Origin of the sequence: Achromobacter sp. UMC46 (assembly GCF_014170335.1) — a bacterium.
Lineage (GTDB): Bacteria > Pseudomonadota > Gammaproteobacteria > Burkholderiales > Burkholderiaceae_B > Achromobacter.
Map to the genome: position 1 here is coordinate 14,558 of NZ_LZZS01000034.1, position 16,319 is coordinate 30,876.

Consider the following 16,319-nt stretch of genomic DNA (forward strand, 5'->3'; position numbering starts at 1 on the left):
ATTATAGGGCCCGGCGTCCATCCCGCGTACGTTGGTAGACCTCGACTGTGGCGGCGGCGAAACGGTCAAGATTGAAGTCGCGCAGGCTGGTTTCGCGGGCGCGGGCGCCCATGGCGCGCACCGTGTCCGGGTGGTCCAGCATGAAACGCAGCTTGGCCGTCATGGCAGGCACGTCGCGCACCGGCACGATCCAGCCGTCCACGCCGTCCGTGACGTTCTCGGGCAACCCGCCGGCGTCGGTCACCAGCGCGGGCAGACCCAGGCCCATGATCTCGCGGCATGCGAAGGACAGCGCTTCGCGGTAGGACAGCACGAAGCCGGCATGGCATGACGCCAGCGCGGCGCGCACGTCGTCGAGCAATCCGGGGAACCGGACCTGGTCGATCATGCCCAGCTCGCGCACGCGGGCCAGCTTGGCCTCGGACGGCGGATCGCCCGCCACCATCAGCAGCACGCGCGCCTTGTCGGCCGGCGGCAAGGCGGCCACGGCGGCGACAAGATCCAGCCAGCCCTTGTCGTAGTCGGTCCCGCCCGCGCTGCCCAGCAGCAGCTTGCCCTGCCATGCCGGGCCAAAGATCAGCGCGCGCAGCTTATCCAGGCTTTCGGGCGGCGGCGGCGCGAAGAAATTCGTGTCGATGCCGTGCCGGATCGTGGTGATGGGACGCTTGTTGTAAGGCGAATCCTGCATCAGGCCATGCACGTAGTCGCTGACGGCGATGCCGTGGTCGGTCGCCAGCGCGACGCGCAACTTGTGGCCGAAGCTGGAGAGCGGATGGTCGTTGTGTTTGGTGAACACGATGCGCGGGCGGCGAGCCATGCCCAGCGTGGCCAGCATCACCTGCTTGTGATCGGCCGAGCCGTTGACGTGGATGATGTCGAAACGCCCGGCCTTGATCAAGCGGCGCAGTTGCGCGCGGTCCTTGAACCAGGACGACGGGCGGGTCTTGTATTGCATGTCGACCACGGTCACACCGGGAATGGCACGGGCGTAGCGGAACAGCCGGCTGGTGGGCGGCGCCGCCACGGTGATCTCGTGGTCGCGCGCCAAGGCCTTCGCCAGGTTGATGATGTAGGTGACGTGCCCCCCGCCGTTGCCGGCGTGGAAGTTCGTGTACAGGATCTTCACTTCTGCTTCTCGGCCAGGAACATCAGCTTGGAATAGCGGAAGAAACTGCCTGCCGCCGCCGTCACCGCCAGCACAAGGCCGTGCTTGCCGTCCAGGAAACCGCGCCGAATCAGATAGATGCGCACGAACGTCCAGAAGCCATGGCCCAGCGCGCCGAAGATCGAGGTGCGTCGCCCCTTGGCGTACATCATGGCCGCCGCGTCGGACGAATAGCGGTTGACCTTGTTGATCAGCGCATCCAGGTTGTCGTAGGGATAGTGGTTGAAATAGCCCTGCAGTTTCAGGGGCTGGCCGTTGGCCGGCACGACGCGTTCATGCACGGCGGCGTCGGTGAAGCGTGCCGTGCCGCGTTTGAACAGGCGCAGCACGTAGTCCGGCCACCAGCCGCTATGGCGGATGTCTTTCCCGCAGAAATTCGACAGCCGGGCGATCTCGTAGGCGTCGGCGCGCGGGTTCGCCAGCACGTCCTGGATTTCGCGGGCCAGCTCGGGCGTGACGCGCTCGTCGGCGTCGATCGACAGCACCCAGTCGCCCGTCGCTAAGTCCAGCGCACGGTTCTTCTGGGGGCCGAAGCCGGGCCAGTCGGACGTGATTTCAACGCGAGCGCCCAGCGCCTGCGCGAGTTCGACGGTGCCATCGGTGCTGCCCGAATCCACCACGATGAATTCGTCGGCAAAGGCCACGGACTTGAGGCAGGCGGCGATGTTCGCCGCTTCGTTCTTGGTGATGATGATGACCGATAGCTTCATCCGCGATTCCTAAGACGCTTTTTCCAGGCTTTCCAGGCGTGGTAGCGGGGCCCCCAGAAGGGGTCGCGCGACAGCCAGATACGCCGGTTCAGCCAGGTTCCGCCCTGATTGCGAACCGCGAAACGAAAGATGTGTCCGGGGTCGGCGCCAGGGGTGTTCTGTCCGAAAGGGTCGGTAGTGTACAAGTGCACGAAACCCGCCTGCCGGGCGGCGGCCACGTAATCCGCATCGAAATAGCCTTGCGGCCAGCAGAGATGGTCGCTGACGGCGCCCAGGCGGCGCACGAAGGTGTCGCGGGAATCGTGCAGCTCTTGTGCGATGTGGTCGCGCTTGGCGTCCACGTCTGCGCCGCAGACCTTGTCCCAGCGGGTGTGGGTATGTGTGTGGGAATGGAATTCGAACGTGCCCGCGGCCTGCATGGCTTCGATTTCGCTCCAACGCAGCATGGCCTCGTCGGCACGGCCGGCGGCCACCAGCTGCTTGCAGGCGTCGTGGTCGGGGGTGGCCGGCAGCGGGCCGCCCTGCCCCGCGTGCGGCCGCACGGGACCGTCGCCGATCCAGCCCGTGATGGTGAACAGCACGGCACGCATGCCGTAGCGCGCCAGCACCGGGTGCGCGTGCACCCAATTGTTCAGGTAGCCGTCGTCGAAGGTGATCAGCACCGACCGTTCTGGCGCCGGACCGCCCGCCAGGTACGCGGCGAACTGGCTGGCGGACAGCGATTGATATCCCGCCCGCGCCAGGCGCGAGACCTGGGCGTCGAACACGTCCGGCGTCGCCGCGATCATGCCGCCCGCAGGGGTGACATGGTGGTACATCAGCACGGGGACGTTGGGCGCGTTCATCCCGCGCGCTCCGCCAGCCACTTGAGATAGATGGCTTCGGTGGTTTCAGCCAGGCGGGCAGGCGAAAACACCGCTTCTTCCCAGACCATCTTGCGGCCGGCGTCGCCCATGCGCCGGCGCAGCGCCGGGTCGTCGATCAGGCGCTGCAGGGCGTCGGTCAAGGCCTGGGGATCCTTCGGGGGTACCAGGAAGCCGGTATCGCCATTGCGGAACATCTCGGACACGCCGCCCACGTCGGTGCCGATCACCGGCAGGCCGCTGGCCTGCGCTTCGACATAGACGGTGCCGGACGCTTCCTGCTGCGTGGCCAGGGCGAAGACGTCGAATCCGGCCAGCAGGTTCGGCACGTCGCGCCGCATGCCCATCAGGTGAATGCGGTCTTGCAGGCCGAGTGCTGCGATGTAGTCCTGCGTCTGTTCGAAGACAGGCGACCCGCCTCCGACGAACACCAGGTGCAGCTTGGGCCGGTCGGTCATCAGCGGCACGATCGCGTCGATCAGGTCTTTGTGGCCTTTGGTAGCGCGCATGACCGCCACGCAGCCCACGACGACGTCGTCGTCGGCCAGGCCGAGCTCGTCGCGCAGGGTCGACCGCTCAACGGGCGGCGGCAGCACGATGGGCGAATAGACGGTGGCCACCTTGTTGGCCGGCACGCCGCGTTCGATCAAGTATTTGCGCACATGGTCACTGACCGTCGTGACCCTGTGCGGCAGACAGGTGTAGGACCACATCGACCCCACTTTGTTGGACAGGTGGCGGGTCCGCACGATCAGCGGGGTGCCCGCCAATCTGGCGCCGACCGCCGCAATGACCGTATCGCGCCGGCTGTGCGTGTTGAGCACGTCGAAGCGCCCTTCCTTCAGGATGCCGCGGACCGCGGCCACACCCTTCAGGTAGTTCACCGGCCCGTCCATGTTGACCTTGTGCACGGTGAAACCGGCATCGGAAAGACGTTCGACCAGCAAGGCCCTAGGCTGGCAAATGGCTTCAACATGATGGCCGCGCGCGCGCATGGCCGTCATTTCCTTGAAGATCCGCCCCTCCTGGCCGCCAAAACTGGTGGCGGCTTCCGAATGCACGATACGCAACTTTGGCATCAATAAGTGACCTCCACTCCGTTTGGCTTGGTCCAGGCGTTCAGGTTTTCGAGCAGCGTGTCCGCCATGCGGACCCGCCATTCCTCGCCTAGCCGGACCGTGCACAGGAAATTGTTCTTGGTGTAGATGATATCGATCGGCACGCCGGGGATGCCGTTTTCGGGCTCGGCGCGGAACGGGTTCAGCATCTGGCGCAGGCGCGCCGCATCGGCCGCCCCGTTGAGCTTGACCCGCAAGGATTTGGCGCGCGCTTCGCGAGCCAGCTGCAGGTCGTACAACTGGTCGGCCACGATGCGCATGCCCCCGGAATAGTCGTCGTTGCTGACCTTGCCCTGGACAATGACCAGCTGGTCTTCGCGCAAGCGGTTGCGGTGCTTCTCGTAGAGTTCGTTGAACACCGAGATCTCGACCTGCGCGGTGCCGTCGTCCAGCACGGCGAACACCATCTTGCCGCGGCGGGTCATCATGACGCGCACGCTGGCCAGCACGCCGCACATCCATTGCAGATCGCGCTGCGGCTCCACGCGCGCCAGTTGCATCGGCACGATGCGGCGCACTTCGTCGCGCCAGGCGTCGAACAGGTGGCCGCTGTAGTAATAGCCCAGCGCGGATTTTTCTTCCGTCAGCTTCTTGTGCAGGTCCCAGGGCGCGACCTTGGCCAGCTCGCCCGCGACCACGTCACCGCTGTCGTCACCGAACAGCGACGCCTGGTTGGCGCTGCGGGCCGCCTGCTCGGCGGCTTCCATGGCCGTAGGCACTGACGCCAGCATCGCGGCGCGGTTCGGCTCGATGGTGTCGAATGCGCCCGCCTTGATCAGAGCCTCGATGGTGCGCCGGTTGACCGCCTGCTTGCCCACGCGGCGGCAGAAGTCGAACAGGTTCAGGAACGGCCCGCCTTCCTTGCGTGCGCGCAGGATGTCTTCGACGGCGCCCTGGCCGGTGCCTTTGACTGCGCCCAGTCCGTACCGCATGGTGCGCGGCGGCTTGCCCTTTTCGGTGTGCTTGTCGGCGACCGGCTCAAAGCGGTAGCCCGAGAAGTTGACGTCCGGCGGCAGCACCTCGACGCCGTTGTCCTGGGCGTCACGGCAGAAGATCTGGACCTTGTCCGTGTCGTCCATGTCGGACGACATGGTGGCGGCCAGGAACTCGGTCGGGTGATAGGCCTTGAGCCAGGCGGTCTGGTAGGAAATCAGCGCGTAGGCGGCCGAGTGCGACTTGTTGAAGCCGTAGCCCGCGAACTTCTCCATCAGGTCGAACAGCTTCACCGCCAGGTCAGGGTCGTGGCCCTTTTCCTTGGCGCCTTGCTCGAACAGCTCGCGGTGCTTGGCCATTTCTTCGGGCTTTTTCTTGCCCATGGCGCGGCGCAGCAGGTCGGCGCCGCCCAGCGAGTAGCCCCCGATGATCTGCGAGATCAGCATCACCTGTTCCTGGTAGACGATGACCCCGTAGGTGCTCTTCAGGGTGCCTTCCAGGTCGTTGTGGAAGTAGTCCACCGCGGCGCGGCCGTGCTTGCGGTTGACGAAGTCGTCCACCATGCCCGACTCCAGCGGCCCCGGGCGGTACAGGGCCAGCATGGCGATGATGTCTTCGAAGGTGTTCGGCCGCAGCTTTTTCAGCAGTTCCTTCATGCCGCGCGATTCCAGCTGGAACACGGCGGTGGTGTTGGCGTCGCACAGGATCTTGTAGGCGGCGGGATCGTCGAGTTCCAGCGCCATGACGTCGAAGTCGCGCTTGCCCTCGTTGAACTGGCGCACATAGCGCACGGCCCAGTCCAGGATCGTCAGGTTGCGCAAGCCCAGGAAGTCGAACTTCACCAGGCCGGCGGCTTCGACGTCGTCCTTGTCGAACTGCGAAACGGCGCTGTTCTCCTGGCCCGGCTGGCAATACAGCGGGCAGAAGTCGGTAAGCTTGCCGGGCGCGATGAGCACGCCGCCCGCGTGCATGCCGATGTTGCGGGTCAGGCCTTCCAGCGGTTTGGCCAGGTCGACCAGCGCGCGCACTTCCTCTTCCTGCTCGTAGCGGTCCTTGAAGGCCGGTTCGTCCTTCAGGGTGCGTTCGAGGGTCCAGGGATCCATCGGGTTGAATGGGATCAGCTTGGACAGTCCGTCGCAGAACATGTAGGGCATGTCCAGCACGCGGCCGGCGTCGCGGACCACGGCCTTGGCGCCCAGCGTGCCGAAAGTGGCGATCTGGCTCACGGCGGCGCGGCCGTACTTTTCCTTGACGTAGTCGATGACCCGTTCGCGGTTGTCCTGGCAGAAATCGATATCGAAGTCGGGCATGGAGACCCGCTCGGGATTCAGGAATCGCTCGAACAGCAAGTCATAGCGGATCGGGTCCAGGTCGGTGATGCCCAACGCGTAAGCCACGAGCGAACCCGCGCCCGAGCCCCGCCCCGGCCCCACCGGCACCCCGTTGTTCTTGCCCCAGTTGATGAAGTCCTGCACGATCAGGAAGTAGCCCGGGAAGCCCATCTGGATGATGGTCTTGCATTCCCAGCGCAGGCGTTCGTAGTACTGCTCGCGCTTGGACTCGCGTTCCGCCTCGTCGGGGAACAGGAACGCCATGCGCTTCTCCAGGCCCTCTTCCGACAACTGGACCAGGTAGTCATCCAGCGTCACGCCATCGGGCGTAGGGAAATTGGGCAGGCGCGGCTTGCCCAGCACCAGGCTCAGGTTGCAGCGCTTGGCGATTTCGACCGTGTTGGCCAGCGCCGAGGGCACGTCGGCGAAGCGCCGGGCCATTTCCTCGGAGCTGAGCAGGTACTGTTCCTTGGTGAAGCGGCGCACGCGGCGCGGGTTCGCCAGGATTTCGCCTTCGGCGATGCAGACGCGGGCCTCGTGGGCCTGGAATTCGTATTCGTCCAGGAACTGCACCGGGTGCGTGGCCACCACCGGCAGGCCGGCTTCCCCCGCCAGCCGCATGGCCGCCTGCGTATAGGCTTCGTCGCCGTCCATGCCGGCGCGCTGCAATTCAATGTAGTAGCTCCCCGGGAACAAGTGCGCCCATTGCCGCGCCAGGGCCAGCGCCGATACGGCGTTGCCGGCGTCCAGCGCCTGGCCCACGTCGCCCATCCGTCCCCCGGACAGCGCGATCAGGCCTTGCTGGCCTTGCAGCCATTCACGGCGGATTTCCGCCCGGCCCTTGCCCTGGTTCGTCAGGAAAGCCTTGGACAGCAGTTCGCACAGGTTCAGGTAGCCCTGATGGTTGCGCACAAGCAACAGCAAACGGAACGGCTTGGCCGGATCGTCGTCGTTGGTCAGCCAGACATCGCAGCCGGCGATGGGTTTTACCCCTGCGCCGCGCGCGCCCTTATAGAATTTGATCAGGCCGAAAAGGTTCGACAGATCGGTCAGCGCCACGGCTGGCTGGCCCAGCTTGGCGACGCGCTTGATGAGGTCGGAGATGCGCACGATGCCGTCCACCACCGAAAACTCGGAGTGGACGCGAAGATGCACAAAAGGGATCGGGGTTGTTACGGCTTCGGACATACCGGGAATTGTACCTAGTGATCCTGGTCCAAGCCGATGTGCCTGAGATTCCTCAAAGGGCGCCCCCTGGACCTTGTGTAACAATACTAGGTAGACATGACCCACCTGTCTCAGGACATCGATTACGTATGAAATGGCTAATTCCCGGGATCTGGCTGGCCGCCATCCTGTTTGCGCACTTCCGAGGCCGAGTCAGACTGCCGCTGGGCCGGCAGATGCTGGACCATTCGGTGCTTCTGGCCCCGATCAACGCGTTCATGGTGCTGGCATCCCGCGTGCCGTCCACCCCCTATCTGACGACCAGCGAAATCGCCGAACTCAAGGTACTGGACGACCATTGGGAGACCATCCGCGAGGAAGCGGTGCAGATGGCCGAAATGCGGCGCATCAAGGCGGCCGACTCCCATAACGACATTGGCTTCAATTCCTTCTTCAAGTACGGCTGGAAGCGCTTCTACCTGAAGTGGTATGACGCCCGCCACCCGTCGGCCGAAGAACTGTGCCCCAAGACCGTCGCCATCCTGAAGACCCTGCCGAAGGTCAAGGCCGCGATGTTCGCCGAACTGCCCCCCGGCGGCCAGTTGAACCCGCACCGCGATCCGTTCGCCGGTTCGCTGCGCTACCACCTGGGCTTGGTGACGCCGAACGACGACCGCTGCCACATCATCGTTGACGGCGAATCCTATAGCTGGCGTGACGGCGAAAGCGTGGTGTTCGACGAAACCTACGTGCACGAGGCCTACAACCACACCGACCAGAACCGGATCATCCTGTTCTGCGACGTAGAGCGCCCGCTGAAATGGGGCTGGGCCGAGGCGTTCAACCGCTGGTTCGGCCGGGTGGTGATGTCTGCCGCCAGCTCGCCCAACGACGGCGGCGACCAGACCGGCGCCATCAACAAGCTGACGCACGCGCACTGGGTCATCGACCAGAAGCGCAAGGCTTTCAAGGCGTGGAACCGCACCGTCTACAAGGCCACCAAGTACGCGCTGATCGCGCTGGTCGTCATCGGCTTCATCGCCCTGTAATCCCGAGGGATCCCCGGGCGGCTTCGCCCCCCCGGGCGTCGCCGTCCCGAAAGTCAGGCCGCTTCGCGTACCGGCAGCGTCAACAGCCCCGTGTGGTAGTCGTAGCCGTAGATCTCGCCGTACCGGCCCCACTCCACCGCGATCTTCAAGACCCGCTCCGCCTCGTCGGGCTTCAGGAATTCCTCCAGCGAATCCAGGAAGTCCTTCTCGGGCAAGGCGCCCGCGGGCTCCTGTTCCAGGCTGTGGCGGATATGCGCGGCCAGCGGCACGTGCGCCAGCAGCTGGCGCCCGAAGATGGCCTGCTTCTGCCCTTGTTCGGCCTGCACGTAGCGCTGACCGAGCGGCGTCAGGAAGATGTCGCCGCGCTCGATCTGGGCCAGGCCGAACAAGCCCAGCGCTTCGCAGGCCGGCAGCAGATCGTCGTCGGAGATCTCGGCCTCTTCGGCCAGTTTAGGCAGGTCGGCTCGGCCGTTGAACGGCGCCTCGGCCAGCACGTCCAGCACCCCTTCCATGCGTTCGACCTCTGTCTGCGGAAACCGGTAGCCCAGCCCTTGCTGGCGCGGCGTGGGCACGCCGTGCGCCGGACGCATGGTCATCAAGGCGTAGACCTCGTCGATCAGCGCGCGTACTTGGGGGGAGTCCGCGTCGCGTGGACGCGGCAAGCCGATCAGCACCTGGCTGCGGACGCGGCCCGGATCGCTGTCGAACACGATGATGCGGTCGGCCATCATCACCGCTTCCTCGATGTTGTGCGACACGATCAGGATGCCCTTGGTCGAGATGCGGCTTTCGTCCCAGAGCTCCAGCATGTCGTCGCGCAACGTCTCGCCGGTCAGCACGTCCAGCGCCGAGAACGCCTCGTCCATCAGCAGCACGTCGGGATTCATGACCAGCGCGCGCGCAATGCCCACGCGCTGGCGCATCCCGCCCGACAATTCGCGCGGCAAGGCGCCGCCGAAACCGCCCAGGCCGATCAGGTCCAGCACGGCGTCGGCACGCTTGGCGCGTTCGGCGGCCGGCACGCCCTGGGCTTCCAGGCCCAGCTCGACGTTCTGCTGCGCGGTCAGCCACGGGAACAGGGCGAACGACTGGAACACCATCGCGATGCCCGCGGCCGGCCCATACACCGGCTGGCCGCGGTACGTGACCGTGCCCTGGTCGGCATTGACCAGCCCGGCCATGATGCGCAGCAACGTGGACTTGCCCGAGCCGGATTTCCCCAGCAGGGCCACGATTTCGCCTTCTTTCAGCGTGAAATCCACATGCTCCAGCACATGCCTCGCCGTCCCGTCGGCGGCGCGGAAAGACTTGCCGACGTCGTGCAGATCGATCAAGACATTGGGGGTCATGACAACTCCTAGCGGCCGCGGTCTTCGGCCAGCAGATACAGCTTGCGCCAGAAAAATCGGTTCAACAGCATCACGAACACGCACATCACGCCGATGCCGAGCGCGATGCGGTGGAAGTCGCCCAGCTCGGTCATCTGCTTGATGTAGCTGCCCAGGCCGTCGGCGACCAGCGAGGTCTTGCCCCAAGACACGTACTCGGCCACGATGCTGGCGTTCCAGGAGCCGCCGCTGGCGGTGATGGCGCCCGTGATGAAACTGGGAAAGACGGCGGGCAGATAGACCCGGCGCCAGCGCAGCCACCCCTTCAACCCCAGGTTATCGGCCGCCAGCCGCAATTCGTTGGGAATGGTGGACGCCCCGGCCACGACATTGAACAGGATATACCACTGGGTGCCGAAGATGATCAGCGGGCTGAGCCAGATATTGGGGTTGAGGCGCCAGGCCACCATGATGTAGACCACGGCGGGAAACAGCAAGTTGACGGGGAACGCCGCCAGGAACTGCGCGACTGCCTGGACTCGTTGCGAATATCGGGGACGCAACCCGATCCACACGGCGACCGGCACCCAGACCACCGACGCCAGCGCGATCAGCAGCATGACCCGGACCAGCGTGATGCCGCCCAGGCCCAGCACATGCAGCACTTCACCCCAGCCCACGTCCTGGTGGACGAACACCACCAGCTTGTAGGTCGCCAGCAGGGCCGCCGCCGCCAGCAAGGCATCCCAGACCCGGGTCCAACGCGGATCGGGCGTCTTCGCCCGCGCCCGAATGGAGGTGCCGTCGTACGGCACGCTGAACCACCCCAGCGCACGCCGCATGCACGCCCAGAACGCGTTCGATACCGCCTGCATCCAGCGGCTGCGCCGCGTCCAGTCCAGCAGCCACGACTGCTGCGCGGCATCGCCCTGCGATTCTTCGAACCGGAACTTGTCCGCCCAGGCCAGCAGCGGCCGGAAGAACAGCTGGTCGTACAGCAGGATGCCCGCCATCATGGCGCCGATGGCCCAGGCGATGGCGCGGCCGTCCTCGGCCTGGATCGCCACCGCGATGTAGGACCCGATGCCCGGCAGCTTGATGTCTTGCCCCGCCACCGAAATGGCTTCGGCGGCCACCAGGAAGAACCAGCCGCCCGACATGGACATCATCATGTTCCAGAGCAGCCCGGGCGTGGCATAGGGCAATTCCAGCCGCCAGAACCGCTGCCAGCCCGACAGCCGGAAGATCCGCGCGGCTTCATTCAGTTCGGCCGGCACGGTGCGCATGGATTGATACAGGCTGAACGCCATGTTCCAGGCCTGCGAGGTGAAGATCGCGAAGATCGCCGCACACTCCACGCCCAGCAGGTTGCCTGGGAACAGTGCGATGAACGGGGCGATAGCGATGGCCTGGAAGCCCAGGATCGGCACAGACTGAAGGATGTCCAGCATGGGGATCATCGCTTTTTCAGCCGTCCGGTACTTGGCGGCGATGGCGGCGAACACGAAGCTGAACAGCAATGAGAAGCCCAGCGCCGTGAACATCCGGAGGATGGTGCGCAGGAGGTAATACGGCAGGTAGGCCGGATCCAGCGAGATCGGCAGCTCCTCGCCCAACGCGAACGGGCGGCTCATCTGGGAGGCGCCGTAAGCCATCACGGCCAGGATGCCCAGCACCAAGGGCAATAGCGCCCAATCCCAACGGTTAGGGGTGGAACGGGAGCCCGTTTTCGGGCGGGTCCGGGGGCTGAATAACTCGAACATATCGGGGATGTTCCAGGGCGCAAGGGGAGAGGCCAGCGCATTGGAGCATAACGAGATGACGGCGGTCTGAATTAGGGTTTTTGTCGGTTTTTTTGGGGTTTGGGGATTTGGGGTGTTGTTTGGAAAGGTGGGTTCTTGAGATGGGTTTACGAGGTGGGGTTCTTGAGACGCCCGGCGTGGCGGGAGCCTGGGGGGCGCGGGGCAACGATTGCGGTCCGGAGCCTTCGCTCCGGACTGCCCCTGCGTCATCCTCGTTGTTGCCTGCGGCAACTGCCTTCGGATTCCCTTGGGCTTATCGACGCCCCGCGCCCCCCAGGCCCCCGCCACACCAGGCTCGGTCAGGTGCAATCTCACGTCAGTGGGGGAGGACCGGGTGCTTAGGGTTCTTGCCCCGGATGGAGAGGGTGAGGAAGATCTTGCGGGGCCCGTCCCCGGCCGGCCGCGCGGCCGCAATCGGCGGGCACCGTAAGACTCGTCAAGGATCCTGGACCTGGCGGCGCACCAAGCCAAGACGGCGGCAGGTGGTCGGCGGGGCGGCCTGACTGCGCGCAACCTTGATGCGCCCGAGGGAATCTGAAGGAGTCGCCGAAGGCGAGGACGAAGATGACGACGGGGGGGGCCGCCGAGGCGAGTCCGGAGCGAAGGCTCCGGACCGCAATCGTGGGCGCGCGCAGTCAGGCCGCCTCGCCGACCAGCGGCCTACGAAGCACAACGCATGGACCACGAAGCAAGAAGAGCCGAAGCTTCGCGATCACCGCTTCAACGACTCCCAACTCTTCATCAACCGCTTGACCGACACCGGCATCGGCGTCCGAAGTTCCTGGGCAAACAACGCCACCCGCAGTTCCTCCAGCAACCAGCGGAACTCGTCCAGCCGCGGATCCGACGCGCCCTTCAGCGCGGCCCTCGCCCGCTGATACTGCGTCACCAGCGGCGCCATTTCCGAAACCAGCTTCGCATCGCGCCCCGGGTCCGCCCGCAGCTTGTCGATGCGGGCCACGGCCGCCTTCAGGTAGCGCGGATAGTGCGAAAGTTGCGAATATGGCGTGTCGCGGATGAACATCTTCGGCATCAGCGCGCCGATCTGCTGCTGAAGGTCGGCGTACGCCGCCGCGTGCGGCTTGGCTTGCGGCAGCTTGCGTTGCAGGGCCGCGTACTCCGTCAGCACCGCGCCGGCCAGCCTGGCCACTTCCTGCGCCAGCAGGCCCAGCCGGCCCTTGCCTTCCGTGCGGCGCGCGTCGAACTGCTGTTCGTTCACCGGCCACGGCTCGGCCAGGCAGGCCTGCCCCAGTGCGCAATCGATGACCTGGTCGCGCAGTTCCTCTTGCGTGCCCAGCGTCATGTACAGCATGCTGATCTTGGTCAGGTCGGCCAGGTTCTTTTCCAGGAACTTGACCTGCTCGCGCAACCCCAGCCGGAACAGTTTCAGCAGGCCCGCGCGATGGTGCTTGCGCGCCTCGTCCGGGTCGTCGAACACGTCCAGGTCGCAATACGCGCCCCGGTCCACCAGCGCCGGATAACCGATGACGGACTGGCCGCGCCGCTTGATCTCCATGATCTCCGGCAAGGGGCCGAACGACCAGGTCGTCAGATTCTCGTGCGCCAACGCCTGGGCGACCTGCGTATCGCTGGCCGCCAATTGCTGGAAGGTGGCCTGCGCCTGCTTGCCGAACTCCGCCCGCAGCTGCGCCAGATTGCGCCCGGCGGCCAGCATGCGGCCGTGCTCGTCGACCACGCGGAAATTCATGAACAGGTGGGCGGGCAAGGTTTCAAGCTTGAAGTCGCCCACTGCCGGACGCACCTGCACCTGGTCCCACATGTCGGCGATGATGGCGTCCACCAGCCCTTGCTTCGGATCGCCCTGCCGTTCGAACCAGCGCTCGTAGAAGCCGGCCGCATAGTCGGGCAATGGCACGCAATGCCGGCGCAGCTTTTGCGGCAGCGACTTCAGCAGCAAATGCACCTTTTCCTTCAGCATGCCCGGCACCAGCCATTCGCAACGCTCCGGATCGATCTGGTTCAGTGCGAACAACGGCACCGACAGCGTCACGCCGTCCCGTGGGGAACCGGGCTCGAAGTGGTAGTCCAGCGCCATCGACACGCCTTGCCATTCCACCTTCTTGGGGAACACGTCGGTCGTGACGCCGGCGGCTTCGTGCCGCATCAGCTCGTCGCGGGTCAGCATCAGCTTGGCGGCGGCCGCCTTGTCCAGGCCGGACACCCATTTCTCAAGCGACGCCGTCTGCGAGATGTCGGCGGGCAACTGACGGTCGTAGAAGGCGAAGATCAGCTCATCGTCCACCAGAATGTCCGGGCGGCGCGTCTGATGCTCCAGTTTTTCGATGCCGGCGATCAGCTTGCGGTTGTGCGCCACGAAGGGCAGCCGCGTGTCGATCTCGCCGGGCACCAGCGCCTGGCGGATGAACAATTCTCGCGCATGGGTCGGGTTCACGCGGCCGTAGTGGATGCGGCGGCCCGTGTAGATGGTCAGCCCGTACAGCGTGGCGCGCTCGTTGGCCACGACCTGCCCGGCCTTCTTTTCCCAGCGCGGGTCCGACCAGTTCTTGCGGATCAGGTGGGCGCCGATCTTTTCCAGCCACACCGGATCGATCCGCGCCACGCAGCGCGCGTACAGGCGTGTGGTCTCGACCAGTTCGGCCGCCATGATCCAGCGCCCCGCCTTCTTCACCAGCCGCGAGCCCGGGTGGATGTGGAAGCGGATCTCGCGGGCGCCTTGGTAGTGGCCGCCCTCGTCGCTCTTGAAGCCGATATTGCCCAACAGCCCGGACAGCAGCGCCAGATGCAATTGCTCGTACGTGGCTTCCACCTGATTGACGCGCCAGCCTTGCTCGCCGACCAGCGCCGCCAGTTGCGTGTGGACGTCGTGCCATTCGCGCAGCCGGATCGGCGACAGGAAGTTCTGCCGCAGCAGGCCCACCAGCTTGCGCTGCGAGGCCTTGTGCTGCACCTGTTCGCCGTACCAGCGCCACAGTTTCAGGAAGGAAATGAATTCCGACTTGTCATCGGCGAACTTGGCGTGCGCCGCCTCGGCCGCCTCGCGCTCCTGCATGGGGCGGTCGCGCGCGTCCTGCACCGACAGGGCCGACGCGATGATCAGCATTTCGGCCAGGCACTGGTGTTCTCGCGCGGCCAGGATCATGCGGCCGATGCGCGGGTCGACTGGCAGCTTGGCCAGTTCGTGCCCGGTCTCGGTCAGCACGAACGACGCGCCGGTGCGGGTCGCCTCGGCCTCGTCGTCCGAGGCGGAGGCCAGCTCGATCGCGCCCAGCTCCTGCAACAGGTGGTAGCCGTCGGCCACGGCACGCCCGGGAGGGGCCTCGACGAAGGGGAACTGCTCGATATCGTCCAGCTTCAGCGACTTCATCCGCAGGATGACGGACGCCAGCGACGAACGCAGCACTTCCGGGTCGGTGAAGGCCGCGCGGTTGTTGAAGTCCAGCTCGTCGTAGAGGCGGATGCACAGGCCCGGCCCCACGCGGCCGCAACGGCCGGCGCGCTGGTTGGCCGAAGCCCGACTGATCGGCTCGATCCGCAGCTGTTCGACCTTGTTGCGCCAGGAATAGCGCTTGATGCGCGCCAGCCCGCTGTCGACCACGAAGCGGATGCCGGGCACGGTCAGCGAGGTCTCCGCCACGTTGGTGGCCAGCACGATGCGCCGCGCATTGGTGCGCGGATGGAAGATCTGCTCTTGCTCGGCCTGCGACAGGCGCGCATACAGCGGCAGCACCTCGGTGCCGGCGGGATGGCGCTTGCGCAACGCCTCGGCCGATTCGCGGATTTCGCGTTCACCGGGCAAGAACACCAGCACATCGCCCGGTCCATGCCGGGCGCATTCGTCCACGGCGTCCACGATGGCGTCGATCAGATCGCGTTCCTCGTCGCCCGACATGCGCTCGCGGTCGCGGCCGGGCTTGGCGGCCGGCGCGGCCTCGTCCTGGGCAAGCTCCTCGCGCACGGGACGGTAGCGGACTTCGACCGGGTACAGCCGGCCCGACACTTCGATGACGGGCGCGGGCTTGTCTTCGGACGCGGCAAAGTGCCGGGCGAAGCGGTCGGCGTCGATGGTGGCCGACGTGATGATCAGCTTCAAGTCCGGACGCCGCGGCAGCAGCTGCTTCAGGTAGCCCAGCAGGAAATCGATGTTCAGGCTGCGTTCGTGCGCCTCGTCGATGATGATCGTGTCGTAGCGGCGCAAGAGCGGATCGCGCTGCGACTCGGCCAGCAGGATGCCGTCCGTCATCAGCTTGATGGACGCGTTGGGGCCGGTGCGGTCGTTGAAACGCACCTGATAGCCCACGACTTCGCCCATCGGTGTATTCAGCTCTTCGGCGATGCGCTTGGCCACCGAGGTCGCCGCCAGGCGGCGCGGCTGGGTATGGCCGATCATCTTCTGGCGGCCGCGGCCCAGCTCCAGGCAGATCTTGGGCAACTGAGTGGTCTTGCCCGAGCCGGTTTCCCCGCTGACGATCACGACCTGGTGGCCGGCGATCGCGCGCGCGATCTCCTGCCGCCGCGCGCTGACGGGCAGGTCTTCGGGGTAGGTCACCACAGGAATGGGACGTTCGGGGCGTTCGGGCCGCTGGGGACGCGGCGGCCTTTTGGCGGCCCGGGAGGCGTCGGCCTCGCGGGGGGCATTGGCCACACGGGCGGCGTCGGCCGCGGCGGCAGGAGCCCCCGGGGAAGCCGTCTTGGGCGCCCGCGGGCGGGAGGATTCAGGCATGTACGATAGTCCGGTTAGCCCGGCATTATAAATTTCTATGGCGCCCCTGACCAAAGGCCGGCCTGACGGCTTGGAAAACGGGTACGAAATAAGCGCTGATTTTCCGCCTGCGCCCGCCCCCGACGGTCATATAATTTCGCCACGCCGTCAC

General features: G+C 65.8%; 9 protein-coding genes. 1 reads left to right on the forward strand and 8 read right to left on the reverse strand.

All coding sequences use genetic code 11. The features are described 5' to 3' along the window. Position 1: 1 nt before the first annotated feature. The 5 genes from A9973_RS23230 to dnaE are packed head-to-tail and all read right to left on the reverse strand — an operon-like array spanning position 2 to position 7,308. Complete coding sequence (locus A9973_RS23230) at positions 2-1,126, reverse strand: glycosyltransferase (RefSeq protein ID WP_183016029.1); 1,125 nt, start codon at positions 1,124-1,126, stop codon at positions 2-4. Next, positions 1,123-1,875, reverse strand: a complete 753-nt coding sequence (locus A9973_RS23235; RefSeq protein ID WP_183016030.1) for a glycosyltransferase family 2 protein — start codon at positions 1,873-1,875, stop codon at positions 1,123-1,125. Before A9973_RS23235 ends, A9973_RS23230 begins: the two co-directional genes overlap by 4 nt. Then, positions 1,872-2,720: a polysaccharide deacetylase family protein gene (locus tag A9973_RS23240; protein WP_183016031.1), complete on the reverse strand. Its 849-nt coding sequence runs from the start codon at positions 2,718-2,720 to the stop codon at positions 1,872-1,874. The genes A9973_RS23235 and A9973_RS23240 overlap by 4 nt, the downstream gene beginning before the upstream one ends. Beyond that, positions 2,717-3,817 carry a glycosyltransferase family 4 protein gene (locus A9973_RS23245; RefSeq protein WP_183016032.1) on the reverse strand — a complete coding sequence of 367 codons (1,101 nt, stop codon included), beginning with the start codon at positions 3,815-3,817 and terminating at the stop codon, positions 2,717-2,719. The genes A9973_RS23240 and A9973_RS23245 overlap by 4 nt, the downstream gene beginning before the upstream one ends. Next, positions 3,817-7,308 carry a DNA polymerase III subunit alpha gene (gene dnaE, locus A9973_RS23250; RefSeq protein WP_183016033.1) on the reverse strand — a complete coding sequence of 1,164 codons (3,492 nt, stop codon included), beginning with the start codon at positions 7,306-7,308 and terminating at the stop codon, positions 3,817-3,819. Before dnaE ends, A9973_RS23245 begins: the two co-directional genes overlap by 1 nt. A gap of 128 nt (positions 7,309-7,436) precedes the next feature. On the opposite strand from dnaE, the gene lpxO reads away from it, so the two are divergent. Continuing rightward, the gene (lpxO, locus tag A9973_RS23255; RefSeq protein WP_183016034.1) at positions 7,437-8,336 is read left to right on the forward strand and encodes a lipid A hydroxylase LpxO; all 900 of its coding nucleotides are present in this window, start codon (positions 7,437-7,439) and stop codon (positions 8,334-8,336) included. A gap of 53 nt (positions 8,337-8,389) precedes the next feature. Here lpxO and A9973_RS23260 read toward each other — a convergent pair whose 3' ends face one another. From A9973_RS23260 to hrpA, 3 genes are all read right to left on the reverse strand, one after another. Then, positions 8,390-9,685 (reverse strand): AAA-associated domain-containing protein, encoded by a 1,296-nt coding sequence (locus A9973_RS23260; RefSeq protein WP_183016035.1) that lies wholly within the window; start codon positions 9,683-9,685, stop codon positions 8,390-8,392. A gap of 8 nt (positions 9,686-9,693) precedes the next feature. After that, positions 9,694-11,427 carry an ABC transporter permease subunit gene (locus tag A9973_RS23265; protein WP_183016036.1) on the reverse strand — a complete coding sequence of 578 codons (1,734 nt, stop codon included), beginning with the start codon at positions 11,425-11,427 and terminating at the stop codon, positions 9,694-9,696. Between the two features lie 751 nt (positions 11,428-12,178). Beyond that, positions 12,179-16,168, reverse strand: coding sequence for an ATP-dependent RNA helicase HrpA (gene hrpA, locus A9973_RS23270; protein ID WP_183016037.1), 3,990 nt, complete (start codon positions 16,166-16,168; stop codon positions 12,179-12,181). Positions 16,169-16,319 lie beyond the last annotated feature (151 nt).